The sequence below is a fragment of the Micromonospora sp. NPDC005087 genome, assembly GCF_042872965.1.
In the GTDB taxonomy this organism is placed as follows: domain Bacteria; phylum Actinomycetota; class Actinomycetes; order Mycobacteriales; family Micromonosporaceae; genus Micromonospora.
On sequence record NZ_JBIALB010000020.1, the window covers coordinates 18,366 to 32,691 of the forward strand.

Genomic DNA, 14,326 nt, shown 5'->3' on the forward strand with positions numbered 1-14,326 from the left:
CGAAGGCTGCCACGAACAGTGGCCACAGTGCTGCTCGTTCTCGGAGGGGTCGGCGTGCCCGTCGGTTCCGCCTCGGCGGCACAGGCGGGTGCCGACCTCACCGTCGACCTGGCCGGAGCGACGATTCCGCTGGGCGTCACGAGCAAGATGCTCTACCTGAAGATCGGCAACCAGGGACAGGAGACGCCGACCGAGGTCACCGTCCGGGTCGACGCGTCCGAGCTGGACGGTTACAGACAGAGGGTCACACTCTGGCCCACCGGCGGTGTAGGCGAGTGTGACGGCGATACCGCGGGGTGGTACTGCAGTCTGCTGCCGGACCAGCTTCCCGGGCCCGGCGAGACGGTGGAGCTTCCCGTCACCGCCACCGTCCAGACCAAGGAGCCCCTTGAGGGCAGGATCAAGGTAACGGTCGATGTGAGACCGGATGACACGAATCCGGCCGACAACACCAAGTGGTTCCCCATCGAGGTCGTGGACCATCCCGAGGCCGACCTTTCCGTGGTCGCGCCGGACGTGACGCAGTCGGTGCGGATCGGTGCCGGCGGCAGCATCGAGCCCACCGGGACGTTGAATCCGGGCGAGACGGGTGCGGTCCGTTACACCATCGCCAACCAGGGACTGAAGCCGGTCAGTGGCGTCAAGGTCGAGCTACGTCTGCCTGAGGGCGTGACCTTCACCAAGCCGCTGGATGAGTGCGTTCTTGGTGACGCTCGACGTTCGGCGGTCTGCACCTACGATGAGCTCACACTCATTCCTGCCGACCAGGACACCGACCCGAACGACAAGCGGCACTCCGCCGTCGAGCTGTACAACCTGGTGACGGTCTCGGCCTCCGTGACAGCGCCCGCCACATTGAGAGACGGGAAAGTGCACGTCGAGGGCTTGGGCGATCAGCGGTCAGACGGCTCCGACGCGGCGCGGACCGAACTTCCCGCGAACGCCGTCGCCGTACGCGCCACCGACGTGGACGACAGCGACAACCAGGACGGATTCGCGGTCGTCCTGGCCGCGAACAGCAGCGGTGGAGGCGATGGCGGCGACGGTGGCGATGACGGCGGTAGTGATGGCGGCGGTGGTGGTTTGCCGATCACCGGGCCGCAGACCGGGCTGACCTTCGGAATCGGCCTCGTCATGCTGGCGGGTGGGGCCGTGCTGTTGCTGCTCACCCGGCGGGTCAGGAGGCGGACAGCCGACTGACCGGCCCCGGGCGCGTTCGAGACGGCGTTCATGCGTCTGCCTCGCGTGCGGTCGGTTTGCGGGCGAGGATGCGCTCGATGGTGCCCGCCTTGAGCCGTACGGTCTCGGCGATCTCGAATCCGGCGACTTCCACCAGGGGCAGTTGACGGCGGGTGAAGTGCTCCCCGCCCGCGCGGATCGTCATGCGTTCGAGCAGCCACTGAGCTGCCCGGAGAGGCTGCCAGCTGCTGGCGATGTGGTCCACCAGCAGCAGTGTGCCGCCTGGTACCAGGACCCGGTACATCTCGGCGATCGCGGTACCGGGGTCGGGGATGCTGCACAGCGACAGCGCACACACCACCGTGTCGAACGACGCGTCGTCGAAGGGCAGATGCTCGGCGTCGCCTTCACGTAGCTCGACCGGACGGTCGAGAGCGGCGGCGCGCCGTCGGGCGATGGCCAGCATCGCCGGGCTCAGGTCGATGCCGGTGAGGGTCGTGTCGGACGGGTAATGGGGCATGTTGCGGCCGGTGCCGATCGCGACCTCGAGGACCCGGCCGTGTGCACGTCGGCCAAGCCACTCGCGTCCACCGGCGAACCAGATCTTCTCGAAGAGAGCGATCTGCTTGTCATAGCCGGGTGCCATCGTGTTCCACACCCGCTTCTGCCGAGCGGTCGGGGTTTCGCCCGTCTGGGGTCCTGCCGAACTGGTCATGGCATTCCTTCCACGCGTGCGGGGTGGGGGCCGACTGGGCGGCCCGTCGGCCAGCTGCACCACCGCTTTCTCGGCGAACACCCGAACGTCCGCATCAAGCGCCTCGTCTGATGCCAGCAGTACAGCAGCGAACGTACAGCAGCCGTGCCAAGCGAAGCCGAGCCGAGAAGGGCATCAGCGGCCGTCTGCCTCGTATCAAGCCCGAACCAGCCGCCTCGCCGAGGGTTCACACCGAAGAGGTCACTGTTTCGATCCCAGGTCGCCCACATGGAGCGTTGCGCGTGTTGGGACACTGCGCCGGTGACCGGATCCGTACTGCCTCTACCGCTTCGACCTCGTGCCCTGAGGCCGGGAGATGTCGTCGTTGTCGCATCGCTGTCCGGGCCGCTCCATGCCGCTTACGAGCCCGACCTCGAGCAGGCGGTAGTCGTACTCGAGCGGATGGGATTCCGTGTGCGTCGGGCACCGCTACTCGTGGCAGGGCGGCACCATTGGTGGAGCGCGGCCACGCCGGCGGAGATCGCCAGGGAATTCAACGCTCTTCTGCGTGATCCCGAGGTACGCGCCATCATCGCGCACGACGGAGGCCAGACGGCGCTCGGCTATCTCGACCTGATCGACGTTGAGGCGATCACTGCCGACCCCAAGCCGATCCTCGGCTACAGCGACATCTCACTGCTGCATCTGGTGCTCTACGCACGCACGGGTCTGGTCGGGTTCCACGCCGACTTGGCCACGCCTGGACTCGGCGGGGCGTGGCAGGCCGCGCCCGTAGCGCGCCGGGCGGAACTTGAAAAGCTCTACTCGGCGTTGCTGACCGGTACGGAGGCGATCGGTGCGCTGCCTGCCACCCCGTCGTGGGAGTGCTGGCGTGCCGGTCGTGCCGAAGGCCGGCTGATCGGCGGGGTGCTCAATCGCATCGTGCTGGCGCAGGCGACGCCTTACGCGCTGCCGCTCGAGTGGTTCGACGGTGCGGTGCTGTTCTGGGAGGAGATGGGCGGCCAAGCGTCGTACGTGTGGAGCTATCTGCAGGTGCTGCGGCACTGCGGCATCCTCGATCGGATCTCCGGCATGGTCGTGGGCGTCCCGTACGCGATCGACGGGCTCGGGGCGCCGGACGCGTCCCCCACCCTGCCCGAGATAGTCCTCGACGTCCTCGGCGGTCGTGACATCCCGGTCCTGGGCAATGTCGAGTTCGGACACGCCGGCCCGAATCTGCCGATGCCGGTCGGCATCCGCGTCGGCCTCGATGCGCAGCAGCGGACGCTGTCGCTGCTCGAACCGGCGGTACGACCGCACACGACAACGGGACCGGTCGGCTGAGCAGCGCGAACCCTGCCCAATTCAGCGCGCCGTACGCGGGCGTTGCCAGGTCAGGCCGTTGGTGCAGCGGTGGGCCTGACCGTGGAGGTCAGTCGTTGTGGCGGCGGCCGGTGGAGTGGAGTGACCGGTGATCCGTCTCCTGATCCGGCTCGTGGTCCGCCACCGGCTTGCCCAGCCGGGTCACCCAGTCGACGAACTCCGCGTCCTGCCTCGGCAGCGGCTCGCCGTCCGCCGGTGTGCCCGCGCCGTCCCCGTCGGCCCGGGACCTGTTGCGCCGGAACAGGCCCAGCCGGCCGCTGGCCCGCCCGCTGTCCCGTCCCGACTCGACGACGGGTGCCGGGGCAGCCGGCGCGGGGACCGCGGCGACCGGATCGGTCCCGGTGGGGCTCGCCGACGCGGGGTCGGTCGTGGGCCGGGGCCCAGCGCGCTGGGCGGTCGCGAGGGCGTCCCAGTTCGCGGCCCGGTTCAGGTTGGGCAGGGGCGGCCGGTGCCGAGGGCGGAGCGCCGGTTCGAGCCTCTCCGGCGTGCCGGCCGAGTGGGTCGCCTCGGCGCCCGGCGCGGGCTCGGCCGAGGGCGGCACCCGCCGCGGCGGAACGACCTGCCGGGTCGCCTGAACCGGCGTCCGGTCGGTCTTCGGCGGCTGGTACATCCGGCTGGTTCCCGGGGCGACGCGTGCCCCGTCGGCCTCTGCCTCCGCCGTCCCGGAGTCGTCCCCGCCGGGTCCCGCGGGAAGGTGGGTCGCCGTCGCGGGGGCCGGTTCCGATGTCGCCGGGGTGTCGGCGGGCGCGGCTGGCGCGGCGGTGACAGCCGGTGCGGGGGTCCGCGTCGCGGCGTCGGCCGGTACGGCGTTGGCGTCCCGATCGCCAGCCGGCGCACCGAGACCGAGCGGTTCGGCCGAGGTCGGGAGCTTCGCCGCGATCGCGCCGGCGAGCGGCCTCGTGCCGACCAGGTCGACGGGCTCCGGCTCGTCGGTCGTACCACCGGCGGCCGGCGTGATGGCCTGCGGCGCGGCGGGGCCGGCGGACAGCGGACGAAGGACGTCGGTCGGCTCGACGACCCGCGCTTCGGCGGTGCGCGGCAGGAGCGGCCAGCGGAACGACGCGGCGGCGGCCGAACCGAGCACACCGGCGGCGACGGCGAGCAGCGCGCCGTAGTACGGCGTGATCTGGTACCGGTCGACCGCGTCGCCGGGACCGGCGGTCAGGTAGGCGAACGCGACCAGCACCGTGCCGGCCATGCCGGTCGCGAGGTTGACCAGCGGTGGATGCCCGCGCCGGCGGGCCAGCCCGCCGGTCACCGCGCCGATGAGCAGGGCCACCGCCGGCAGAATCAGGATCGCCTGCCGGCTCGCCGCGTCGGCGTTGAGCCCGGCCGACTCCAGCACACCGAGCCGTACGGCGGGCAACGGTCCGGCGGTTGCGAGCGACGGGACGACCGAGACGAACGCCAGCAGCCAGACCACGCCACCCACCGCCGTCATGCTCCAGCCCAGCGGCGGCTTCGCCAGTGCGGCGATCGCGGCACCCACGCCGACCAGCGCGCCGACGGTCGCGCAGATGCCGACGGCCCAGATCGGGTCCACAGAGAAGCGCTCCGCGGCCTGGGCCGGCCGGACGCAGAGCGGCGCCACGACGGTGGCACCCAGCGCGGCGGCGGCGGCGATGGCCGTCAGTCTGCCCGTGCTCTCCAGCAACCCGTGCCGGCGGGCCAGGCGTGCGGTGACGACGGTGCCGGCCACGGCGGCGTGTGCCGCGAACCAGCCCACCCAGACGAGCTGGGCGGGCCACTGGTTGACGGTGGCGCCGGCGGAGGCGCTGGCGAGCTGGACGATGCCGAAGCTGAATGCGACTCCGAGCTGGCCGGCAGCGGCGAGCACGCCCATCCCGAGCGATGTGAGCAAAAGGTTACGCCAGGTACGAGAAACCATGTCCGGCACGTTACGCATCTATCGCACCGGTTTACCCCGAAATGCCGGATTCCATGTCGGACCGCCGTGCTGAGTTGGCTGAGCGTCGCTATTAGCGCCGCCGAGGGAGTGATCGATACTTTGGTGCTCGGGTTGCGGTCGACAGGATGGACGCGTGTCGGTGTTGCAGGTGAAGGTGCGTGCGGTGGTGTCCGGCGCGGATCGGGACGGCATGCCGGACGTGCTGGTCGAGCTCGCGAGCGAGCGTACGACGGTGGGTGAGCTGATCCGCAGGGCGGTTGAGGAGCAGATCCGGGTGCTGGGCGTCGACGTTCCGCGTTGCCGCACCGTGCTCAGGCGCCAGTATCTTTCCGCAGCGGAGATCCGGGCACAGGCATCCACCGGCATGGTCCGGACGCCGTCGCCGCGGCTCGATCCGCCGGACGTCGCGGAGGAGGTAGCTCGGGCGTATCGAGCGTTCGAGCGAGACGTGTTCGTGTTGTTCGTGGGAGGACGCCAGGTCCACCGGCTCGCCGAGGAGATCGTGCTCCGTCCCGGCGAGCCCGTCGTCTTCCTGCGGCTGACCGCTCTGGTCGGTGGGTGACCATGGTGGATGTGCCGGAGATGTTTGCCGACGAGGTCCGTCACCAGCGAGACGCCCTGTGGCGGATGGTCGACGAGGCCTCGGCCTTGGCGAAAGCCGGTGACCTGCCAGGTCTGCGGGCCTACGCCGACGAGATCCGGCGTGCGTTGGAGGCCGGCAACAGCATCGACCGCACCGGTGGGCATCTGGACTCGAACGTCGGTGACGTCTACGCGGCGTTGAATGACATCTACGATGCGGCGCTTCCCGTGCAGAGGCCCGATGATCCGACAGACGTCCTGGATGCCCCGTGGCCGACCGCCAGCCGGACGGCCCTGCTCGCCTCCATTGTGGGTCATGAGGGTTGGCGTGAACCGCCACTCGAGCCCCTGGCCGCCCGGGCCATCGACGCTGGCGATGTGCACCTGCTGCGGCTGCTGGTCCGCACTCCGCTGGGTCGCGCCCGTCGGGAGACCGTGGCGCGGGTCCTGGACGCCCTGCACGAGGTGGGGGCGCTCGATGTCGAGATCATCGAGCGGGCGTTCACCGACGACATGTACCTGGGAAACGCCATCGTCGGACGCTCCCCGACGGACAGCGCCGCGCGGTTGACGCCCGCTGCCTGTGCGCCCGCAGTGCGCGACTACTTCGACGAGTTGGCCTGGCGCCTGACCTCGCCGTCCGAGCCCGAGTGGGCGGCGCTGCCCGAGGTGCTGGTGCCACGAGGCCTGCGGTTCGTGCTTCGGGCCGTGGAGCGACGAACGGATCGCCGGATGGCCGTGCGCCTCGGCGCCGCCGAGCTGACCGACGGCGAGCGGACGGCTCTGGTGGAACACCTGCGGGACCGCCCGGCCGAGCAGCAGCGATACGCCTTCGACCTGCGACTGCCGGCGGGAGACGCCGAGGTGCTGCTGCCACTGCTCGGGCTGCCCGGGGCGGCGCCGTTGCTGCGGTTGGTGCGGGCGACCTCCACAACGGAAGCCGTACGGCAGGACCGGAGCGCGATCCTCGCCGCCGTGCGGCAGGCCGGCGTCGACGGTGCGCGCTCGCTGCTGCAGCTCTGCCCGAGCGAGATCGTCTCCGCCGCTCTGGGCTGGAACCGCCCAGCCGTCTCCAAGCGAGTCAAGCACAACGCCCTGGCGGCCATCGCCGCTTTCGGCCTGCTGCCGCTGGCCGACGATGAGACGGTGCTCGACCGCTATCTGGCGCTGCGAGAGGTGGCAAAGCGGGGTCTGAAGCTGGGCCCGAACCGCAGGCACAGCCACGCCGCGGCGGTCGCAGTCGCCCTCGACCACCTCGCCCAGGTGGCCGCTTTCCCGGACGCCAGTCGCCTTGAGTGGGACTGCGAGGCGCGCATCGCCGCCGAGGCGCCTGGCGACTGGCACGTCGGCGACTACACGGTCGCGCTGCGGCTGTCCGGCGCCGAGCCGCTCATCACGGTCAGCAAGGCAGGCAAGCAGCTGAAGTCGGTGCCGGCCGCCGTACGCACCGACCCGCGGTACACCGAAGTCCGCGAACACCAGGAACGGCTACGGGCCCAGGCGCGCCGCATGCGTACCGGGTTGATCGAGCGGCTCGTCGCCACTGGTGGCACCGTCGCCCCCGACGAGCTCGCCCGCCTGCGCAGCCTGCCGGCCGGCGCGGTGCTGCTCCCCGCACTGATCTGGGAGGACCAGGCGGGCACGATCGGCCTGCTCGACCAGGTCGACCTCGACGGTCCGGTCACGGTGGTGCATCCGTTGCGGTTGTACGAGCGGGGCCTGCTCGCCCACTGGCAGGCGAAGGTCGTCCGGCACCGGATCCGGCAACCCGTGAAGCACGCGTTCCGGGAGTTGTACCTGTTGACTCCGGCTGAACGCGACGCTGTCGACGTGTCGAGGCGGTTTGCCGGACACACGGTCGACGGCAAGGTGTCGGGCCAGCTGCTGTCCGGGCGCGGCTGGTCGACCCATGACCAATATGACGAGCACCAGGCAACCAAGCTGATTACCACCGACATCACCGCCGCGCTGGTCTGCGACCTGCGTGGCTACTTCGGCGGGGGAGAGGCGGTCGTCGGCGAGTTGCGTTTCCTGACCGCCGGCTCGGTAGTTCCCCTGGCCGACGTGCCGCCGGTGGCGTTCTCCGAAGTCATGCGGGATCTGGACCTCGTCGTGTCGGTGGCCGGGATCGACCCGGCGGGGTACGCCTCGCCGCCACAGGCGGCGAGCCGGGTCCAGTTGCTGGCCAGCCTGATCGACGATCTCGGGCTGGATCGAGTGGCCGTCGACGGCACGTCGGCCGTGGTCCGTGGCTCCCGGGCCACCTATCGCGTGCACCTGAACAGCGGCAGTATCCACGTCGAGCCCGGCGGCTACCTGTGCGTGGTTCCCGCCTCGTTCGGCGGCACCGCCCATCGGAGCCTGTTTCTGCCATTCGCCGACGAGGACCGGATGACCAGCGTCATCCTCAGTAAGGTCCTCCTGCTCAATGAGGACGAGAGGATCACCGACCCGGCGATCCTGGCGCAGCTCGACGCACGGGGCTGACGGGTCGCGCCGTAGCCACGAGCGCGCCGCCCACCGCGGATCTGCGGCGGGCGGCGCGGTTGGTGCGTGACGTCAGGAAACCGTCACGTCTCTGTAGTAGTAGCGCAGAATCGCCTGGTAGTTGTTGCCCGCGTTCGCGAGATCACGCGAGCCGTACTGCGACAGCCAGTCCCCGTCCACCCAGCCACCGCACGCGGTCGTGGTGGCGCAGTAGTGCGCCCGCAGAATGTTGCCGCTGCGGGTCAGCCGGATTGACCAGGTGCGGTCCACCGCGGCGGACGTCGACGCCTGCGCCGACGACGGCCGGTAGACCTGGTCGCCGGTGTCGTCACGGACGTCGTAGCACTGTCCGCCGGAGGTCTTCCGGGTCGAGTGCAGCGCCCAGTACCAGCCGTAACTCTTGACGGCCATGGCACCGGCCTCCAGCGAGGCGGCCGGCCAGCTGGTCACCCACTCGTTCGGAAGGACGTTCTTGACGTACGTCTTGAAGTCGACCCGGTCGACTCGCCCGAGACTGACCCGGTAGACCAGAATGGTGGTCGGCAGCTTGCTGTTGGTGCCGTCGGTGCTACAGCCCGTCGGCCCGCTCACAAGTTCGTGCGAGGCGTTGTTGTTCTTCAGCGTGGCGTTGAGGTTGCCCTTCGCCCCGGCCGCGAAGTCCTGGCTCGCACCGGCGAAGTTGCTGTTGAAGTAGACCCGCACGGTCTTGCCGGTGCGGTTCCACACCGACGCGACGTTGTTCTTCACGCACAGGCCCTTGCCGGCGCCCGCTCCCTTGAAGTCGTAGCAGGTTGGTTGGGTCGTGCCGTAGTCGTCCAGGGAGTCGGTGAAGTCGGAGACCGAGCCGGCCTGGTTGCTGTTGTAGTAGTAGCAGAACTCGCCGCTGTCGCAGCCCCCGTCGCGATCGGCGGCGGACGCCGCACCGGGCGCCACCGCGACGCCGACGAGCGCCGCCACCACGACGGCCAGAAGGCCCGGAACTTTTCTCAGGATGGTCATCCGCGGCCGCCGATCAGAAGTGGAGTGCATACCGGGTCACCAGCTGCTCGGAACGTAGGCCCAGCCCAGGTAGTCGGACCGATCCCGGAACGTGCTGGTCTGGTAGACGGTCGGTCCGGTGCTGATGGCGCTGTTACCGCCGATGGAGAGCATGACGTGCCCCGCCGACGTGGTGGACGTGAAGAACACCGCGGTTCCGGCCGGCGGCACCGAGCCGGTGTGAATGCGCCCGTTGTCCTTCTGCCACTGGTAGTGCGTACGGGCCGTGGCGAACCGGCCGCTGGTGCCGAAGGCCCGCTCGACGAACAGCTCGCACTCGTTGTTCCAGTCGGTGTGCCCGAGGCGGGCCTTGGCGAACGCGACGGCCTCGGCCGCGCGCGGGTCGGCCGGGTTGGTGCCGCTGGTGCCGCCGATGTTGTGCGAGGCGTTGTTGTTCTTCAGCGTCGCGTTGAGGTTGGCCTTCGCCCCGGCCGCGAACGACTGGCTCGCTCCGCCGTAGTTGCTGTTGAAATAGACCACCACGGTCTTGCTGGTGCGGTTCCACACCGACGCGGCGTTGTTCTTCACGCACAGGCCCTGGCCATTGCCCGCGCCCTTGAACTCGTAGCAGGACGGCTGGGTCGTGCCGTAGTCGTCGATCGACCCGGTGAAGTCCGAGATCGAGCCGGCGTAGCCGCTGTTGTAGTAGTAGCAGAACTCGCCGCTGTCGCAGACCCCGTCCCGCGACGCCGCCTGCGCCGGCGAGGCGACGGCCAGGATGGACGTGGTCATGGCGAGCGCGGCGCCCGCGACGGCGAGGCTCTTGCGGATGTTCATGGTGCCCTCTCGTGAACAGTGAGTGATGGTTGATGGATCGGTTCGGGTGCGGGTCACTGCCCGCGCTGGTACTGCTCCCAGGTTTTGATCGGAATCCGGGGACCGTCGTCCGGGCCCTGGTTGGCCAGGCCGTTCATGCCGAGGTAGTAGTCGCCGGTCTGGTGCTGCGCCTGGCTGGACAGGTCCGTGTCGCTGATCGCCGCGGCGTGGATGTGCCACGGCCAGTCACCCTGACTCGGGTTCCGGACCCAGGCGGCGAAGCCGACCTGGCGTAGAGCCCGGACGACGGCGGTACGCCTGGCCGCGGTCATGCCGGTGACCGCGATGTCCACCACACCCCCGCCGTCGTGCGTACCGGCCGAGGTCGGGTCGCCCCCGGGGTTGTACGAGCCCTGCTCGAGCACCAGGGTGTGACCGAGCAGACGCTGCGCCTCGGCCAACATCGCCTGCGTACGGGCGTCGACGACGTACCCGTCCCGCTGGACCTTCGCGCCCGGGCCGATCGTGTTGCCGACGGTGTACCGGGTCCGCCCGAGCTTCGTCAGCGACGTCGTGCCGGGCAGCCCGTTCGCGGCCAGGCCGGTGTAGCCGAGCGAGCGCTGGTACGCCGCGTACGCCGAGATGGTCTCGGTGCCGAAGTAGCCGTCGACCCACTGCCCGTTGAGCAGGTTCTGAGCCTGGAGCGCCTGCTCGACGGCAAGCACGGAACTCTTCGCGCCCGGGGTCAGTGTGTGGTCGGCACGGCGGGGGTCGATCTGGGCGGCCAGGACGGTGGCCTCCATGTCCACGACCGGCAGCGCGGCCGTGGACACCGTTCGCTGCGCTGTGGCACCGGGTGTCGCCGCCCACGCATGGGCCGGGACGCCGACGGCCGCACACAGCGCGGCGAGCCCGACGGCTAACCAGGGACGGCGCATGGTCGATCCTCCTCGTAGGTGGTGAGTCGCGTTCGGAACGGACATCACCCTGCGAGAAGCGGCCTGTTGTTCGGTACCCCGCCGTCCTGTCAGATCTATTGGGTCGTCACCGACCTCGATGGATGCGGTGTTGTCAGATCGGGTGGCGCCCAGGTCTGACATGGAGCGCTCGCGCCTGACACCGGTGGGGCGACCCGGGACCCGTTGCCGCCAGGCCTGCTCAGATGACGGTCACCATGAAGTACACCGGCCGGCGACTGGGAAAGTAGGCCTTCCCGTGCTCGTCGACCATCTTCCAGCTGACCCAGCATTTCCCGGGGCGGTTCGGCGCGGTGACCGCAACACTGATCATCACCTGCCCGCCGGGCGGCGTGTCGCCGACCGCCACGCGATCCGGCACCCGGCAACCGTCATCGTCACCGGTGGGGTTCGTCCGCGCCAGGAAGCGGTTGTGCCAGTCGACCGATCCCGTGTTCTTGAGCGCCCACACCTTCACGAAGTGGGCGTTCACCTTCACCTGCGTACCGTCGGGGATGGTGACGTCGGCGACGAACTGGGTCGAGTCCCCGGGAATCATCGCGTCCGAGAATCCTGCCGATGTCGGCGCCACCGCGACGGCGTCGGCGTCGTCCAGGGACGACCGGTCGCGGACGGTGGCGGCCAGAACGGCGACCATCGCCGCCACCGCCACCACTGCGGCGGTGGCGAGCCACGGCATCCGATGCCGTCGCGCGCCCGTGACCTCGTCCTGCGCAACTGCCTGTGGGTGCTCGGCCGCCCGCAGCGCGCGTTGGCCCTGCGGCACGAGGTCCGAAGATGCGGCGACGCGGGACACCAGGGGCCTACCGGCCGCCGGTGTGGCCACGGCGTCGAACGTCTCGGCGCCCACGGCGCCGGTTGGCACAGTGTCCATGGTGCCGGGCGTGTCGACCCCGGCCGAGGAGTCGGTGCTGACCGGCGCCAGGTCGCCTTCCGGGGCATCGTGGTTCGCCCCCCGGCGCTGAGCGTCCTCCCATCCGCGCCGCCACTGAGCCTCGTCCGCCTCGCACGCCCGGACGAACTCGCGCGTGGTCTCCCACGAGGGAAACCTGGTCCCGGCGGCAGCCTCGTGCAGCGTCGTGTGCGAGATCCGGCCCGACCGCCCAGCCATCTTCCGGAATGACGGGTTGCCTGCGGCGGCACGCAGCGTCCGCAACTGTTCGGCAAATGTCTGGGTGGCCACGCCGTCTTGACTCGACTCGGCGGCAGCAGGCTGGGTTTCCATCTATCCCCAATGTCAGACGTCGTCGTCAGGCGTTGTCAGAGCGTGTAAGAGGGTACCGAACGGACCTCCACGGCGTTCACCGTGATCGATGACGACACCGGGCGCGACGGTCCCGGTGCATTGAAGGAGGTCACCGATGAAGAGCCTTTCCCGACGTGGCGTGCGCATCCTCGCGGCCGCCGGGCTGGCTGTGCCCGCGGCGCTGGCGGTCTCCGGACCCGCCTACGCCGAGACCAACCCGCACTGCGCGGGCTCGGTGCAGATCGGCGCGACGGCGTACGTCACCGTCGGCGGGCAGACCGCCGCATCGGTCAAGCAGTACAAGGGCTGCGGCAAGAACTACGCATACACGTACGTGTGGCAGCAGTACCGGGCGACCCACGGCTCGTACCAGGTCTGCACCTCGATCGTGACCGGGCGCACGCTGCGCGACCTGCAGTGCTCGAGTGGCCCGGACGTCTGGTCCTCGGGTGCCAACACGCTGGCGGAGTGCACCCGGGCCCTCGGCGGAATCTCCGACGTGGCGCAGAAGGAGACCGGCGAGCGCTGCTGACCGGCGACGCGTTCCTGTCCCGCCACCTCCGCCGGGCCTGACCGGTACCGGCGTCCGGCGCGAGTCTGGGCGCCGGTACCGGCGACATGTGCGGATTCGTGGCGGCGACGGGCTACCTCAGGGGGCGGAAGTAGTGCCGGACCGCGTAGCGGTAGACCTTCTCACCGAGTTTCGCCCCCTCGACGTCAGCGGTGCGGAAGTGGACGCCGCCCCAGACGCGCGCGCCGATGAGTTCGTTGAGCGCTTGCGAGAAGCTGTTGAATTCCCTGGTGGTGCCGGAGTCGACGCTGGATCCGCTGAACGTGATGTCGTCTCGGCCGAAGAAGTGCCGGTACAGCGACATCCGCGCACCGGTGCCGCAGGCGTGGCCGGAGGGGTACTCGGGGAAGGGAGGCGTGACGAGCAACGGCTGCCAGCCTGGATCGGCGGTCGTCCTCGGGTTGCCGTCCGTGTCGGCCAGTTGGATCGCCGTGACCGGACGCCAGTAGCTCCAAAAGTCCTTCTGGCTGAAGCACGCCACTCCTGAGTCGGCCACGATGAGGTCGGTCATCGCGAAGAAACGCGCGGTCTGCAGGGGGTCCAGCTGCTGGGTGGTGGCGAGCTGGCGCTTGATCTCCCAGGAGCCTGAACGCCGGTCGTGCCACCAGATCGCGGCCTCCGTCTGGTCCCGGGTGCGCACCGTGCTCGTCCCCGAGCCGACTTCCTTCACCTCGTTGAGGTCGCGGGTGTACGCGCTGCTGGTCAGTCGTGGCGGCTCGGGTGTGCGGAACATCGACGTACGGGGGATGAGGAACGGCCGCATGTGTCCGGTCCATGCGCCCTGGGAAAAGAACAGTGGCGGCGTGGGTCGCCACTGGCCGGGCCCTGTCCCGTTCCTCCACTGCTGGTCCCCGAACGCGCCGTCGTCCTGCCGTGCGGTGACCATCGTGTCCGCGGCTCGTGCCCCGATCGTGATGCCGCGCTGCTTCGACCGTCCGTCGGGAATCACGGCGAGAGCCGTGTCGTACTGTGCCCGAAGCCGCTCCTGCTGATCGGGGAAGAGAGCGGCGAGTACGTCGTGGGCGGCGGCGGCGACGGCAGCGTCCACCGACTCGGTCCCGTTCGACGGCGGTGCGGCAAGGTGCGGCTGGTACGGGGTGCCGGCGATCGCGTTCAGCGCGTCGTAGACGGCTCCGCTCACCATCGCGAAGCTCCGCACCTGCTCGTTCGGTTGCTGAGCCGCGACGTCCCAGATCGCCGTCTGAGCATTGATGTCCCATGTGACAACCGGATTGGCGGGGCCGGTGCTGGAGATCGCGGCCGCGGCGCGGGGCACCGGCCCGGTCATCGTGGACGCGACCAGCGAGCCCAGCGCGAAGGCTGCGGGAATGACGCGTGACCAGATCGTACGGCGTGTTTGGTTGCGGCTCGTCATGATCTCCCCGTCGGTAGGTTGTCGATGCTGGCCGTCGAAAGACACGGCGTGCGAAGCGGAATCGATGACTATCGAAAGTAGCATCGTCAGGCCTCGATGGTTGCCCGTCCGGTCGCCTCCTTTCGGCGC

Annotated in this window: 12 protein-coding genes; 5 read left to right on the forward strand and 7 right to left on the reverse strand. The window is 69.9% G+C overall.

Annotated features, from left to right (window positions below; translation table 11 throughout):
- The first annotated feature begins 27 nt into the window (after nucleotides 1–27).
- Nucleotides 28–1,200: a hypothetical protein gene (locus ACFYPS_RS30925; protein WP_387329024.1), complete on the forward strand. Its 1,173-nt coding sequence runs from the start codon at nucleotides 28–30 to the stop codon at nucleotides 1,198–1,200.
- Between the two features lie 28 nt (nucleotides 1,201–1,228).
- Here the strand turns inward: ACFYPS_RS30925 and ACFYPS_RS30930 are convergent, their stop codons facing one another.
- Nucleotides 1,229–1,894 carry a class I SAM-dependent methyltransferase gene (locus tag ACFYPS_RS30930; RefSeq protein ID WP_387329026.1) on the reverse strand — a complete coding sequence of 222 codons (666 nt, stop codon included), beginning with the start codon at nucleotides 1,892–1,894 and terminating at the stop codon, nucleotides 1,229–1,231.
- 300 nt (nucleotides 1,895–2,194) lie between these two features.
- Here ACFYPS_RS30930 and ACFYPS_RS30935 point away from each other — a divergent pair, with 300 nt between their 5' ends.
- Nucleotides 2,195–3,217 (forward strand): LD-carboxypeptidase, encoded by a 1,023-nt coding sequence (locus ACFYPS_RS30935; protein ID WP_387329028.1) that lies wholly within the window; start codon nucleotides 2,195–2,197, stop codon nucleotides 3,215–3,217.
- An 88-nt stretch (nucleotides 3,218–3,305) separates the two neighbouring features.
- On the opposite strand, the gene ACFYPS_RS30940 is transcribed toward ACFYPS_RS30935, so the two are convergent.
- A complete protein-coding gene (locus tag ACFYPS_RS30940; protein WP_387329031.1) occupies nucleotides 3,306–5,144 on the reverse strand; it encodes a hypothetical protein in 1,839 nt (612 codons plus the stop codon).
- A gap of 154 nt (nucleotides 5,145–5,298) precedes the next feature.
- Here ACFYPS_RS30940 and ACFYPS_RS30945 point away from each other — a divergent pair, with 154 nt between their 5' ends.
- Both ACFYPS_RS30945 and ACFYPS_RS30950 read left to right on the forward strand, forming a co-directional pair.
- Complete coding sequence (locus ACFYPS_RS30945) at nucleotides 5,299–5,727, forward strand: hypothetical protein (protein WP_387329034.1); 429 nt, start codon at nucleotides 5,299–5,301, stop codon at nucleotides 5,725–5,727.
- A gap of 2 nt (nucleotides 5,728–5,729) precedes the next feature.
- Nucleotides 5,730–8,234, forward strand: a complete 2,505-nt coding sequence (locus ACFYPS_RS30950; protein ID WP_387329136.1) for a DUF4132 domain-containing protein — start codon at nucleotides 5,730–5,732, stop codon at nucleotides 8,232–8,234.
- Nucleotides 8,235–8,306: 72 nt separating this feature from the next.
- Here ACFYPS_RS30950 and ACFYPS_RS30955 read toward each other — a convergent pair whose 3' ends face one another.
- The 4 genes from ACFYPS_RS30955 to ACFYPS_RS30970 all read right to left on the reverse strand — a co-directional run bounded on the left by ACFYPS_RS30955 (nucleotide 8,307) and on the right by ACFYPS_RS30970 (nucleotide 12,230).
- On the reverse strand, nucleotides 8,307–9,233 hold the full coding sequence (locus ACFYPS_RS30955; protein ID WP_387329037.1) for a peptidase inhibitor family I36 protein: 927 nt from the start codon (nucleotides 9,231–9,233) through the stop codon (nucleotides 8,307–8,309).
- A gap of 36 nt (nucleotides 9,234–9,269) precedes the next feature.
- Nucleotides 9,270–10,049, reverse strand: a complete 780-nt coding sequence (locus ACFYPS_RS30960) for a peptidase inhibitor family I36 protein (RefSeq protein WP_387329039.1) — start codon at nucleotides 10,047–10,049, stop codon at nucleotides 9,270–9,272.
- A 53-nt stretch (nucleotides 10,050–10,102) separates the two neighbouring features.
- The gene (locus ACFYPS_RS30965; RefSeq protein ID WP_387329042.1) at nucleotides 10,103–10,861 is read right to left on the reverse strand and encodes a peptidoglycan-binding protein; all 759 of its coding nucleotides are present in this window, start codon (nucleotides 10,859–10,861) and stop codon (nucleotides 10,103–10,105) included.
- A 325-nt stretch (nucleotides 10,862–11,186) separates the two neighbouring features.
- Complete coding sequence (locus ACFYPS_RS30970; RefSeq protein ID WP_387329045.1) at nucleotides 11,187–12,230, reverse strand: NBR1-Ig-like domain-containing protein; 1,044 nt, start codon at nucleotides 12,228–12,230, stop codon at nucleotides 11,187–11,189.
- Between the two features lie 136 nt (nucleotides 12,231–12,366).
- On the opposite strand from ACFYPS_RS30970, the gene ACFYPS_RS30975 reads away from it, so the two are divergent.
- Nucleotides 12,367–12,783, forward strand: coding sequence for a hypothetical protein (locus ACFYPS_RS30975; RefSeq protein WP_387329048.1), 417 nt, complete (start codon nucleotides 12,367–12,369; stop codon nucleotides 12,781–12,783).
- Nucleotides 12,784–12,895: 112 nt separating this feature from the next.
- Here the strand turns inward: ACFYPS_RS30975 and ACFYPS_RS30980 are convergent, their stop codons facing one another.
- Nucleotides 12,896–14,197 carry a vanadium-dependent haloperoxidase gene (locus ACFYPS_RS30980; RefSeq protein ID WP_387329051.1) on the reverse strand — a complete coding sequence of 434 codons (1,302 nt, stop codon included), beginning with the start codon at nucleotides 14,195–14,197 and terminating at the stop codon, nucleotides 12,896–12,898.
- Between the last annotated feature and the right edge of the window lie 129 nt (nucleotides 14,198–14,326).

Bases quoted from the DNA above. Each gene is read 5' to 3' on its own strand.
- ACFYPS_RS30960 (WP_387329039.1), bottom strand. From the start codon at position 10,049: ATGAACATCCGCAAGAGCCTCGCCGTCGCGGGCGCCGCGCTCGCCATG.
- ACFYPS_RS30950 (WP_387329136.1), top strand. From the start codon at position 5,730: ATGGTGGATGTGCCGGAGATGTTTGCCGACGAGGTCCGTCACCAGCGA.
- ACFYPS_RS30930 (WP_387329026.1), bottom strand. From the start codon at position 1,894: ATGACCAGTTCGGCAGGACCCCAGACGGGCGAAACCCCGACCGCTCGG.
- ACFYPS_RS30980 (WP_387329051.1), bottom strand. From the start codon at position 14,197: ATGACGAGCCGCAACCAAACACGCCGTACGATCTGGTCACGCGTCATT.
- ACFYPS_RS30975 (WP_387329048.1), top strand. From the start codon at position 12,367: ATGAAGAGCCTTTCCCGACGTGGCGTGCGCATCCTCGCGGCCGCCGGG.
- ACFYPS_RS30970 (WP_387329045.1), bottom strand. From the start codon at position 12,230: ATGGAAACCCAGCCTGCTGCCGCCGAGTCGAGTCAAGACGGCGTGGCC.
- ACFYPS_RS30940 (WP_387329031.1), bottom strand. From the start codon at position 5,144: ATGGTTTCTCGTACCTGGCGTAACCTTTTGCTCACATCGCTCGGGATG.
- ACFYPS_RS30955 (WP_387329037.1), bottom strand. From the start codon at position 9,233: ATGACCATCCTGAGAAAAGTTCCGGGCCTTCTGGCCGTCGTGGTGGCG.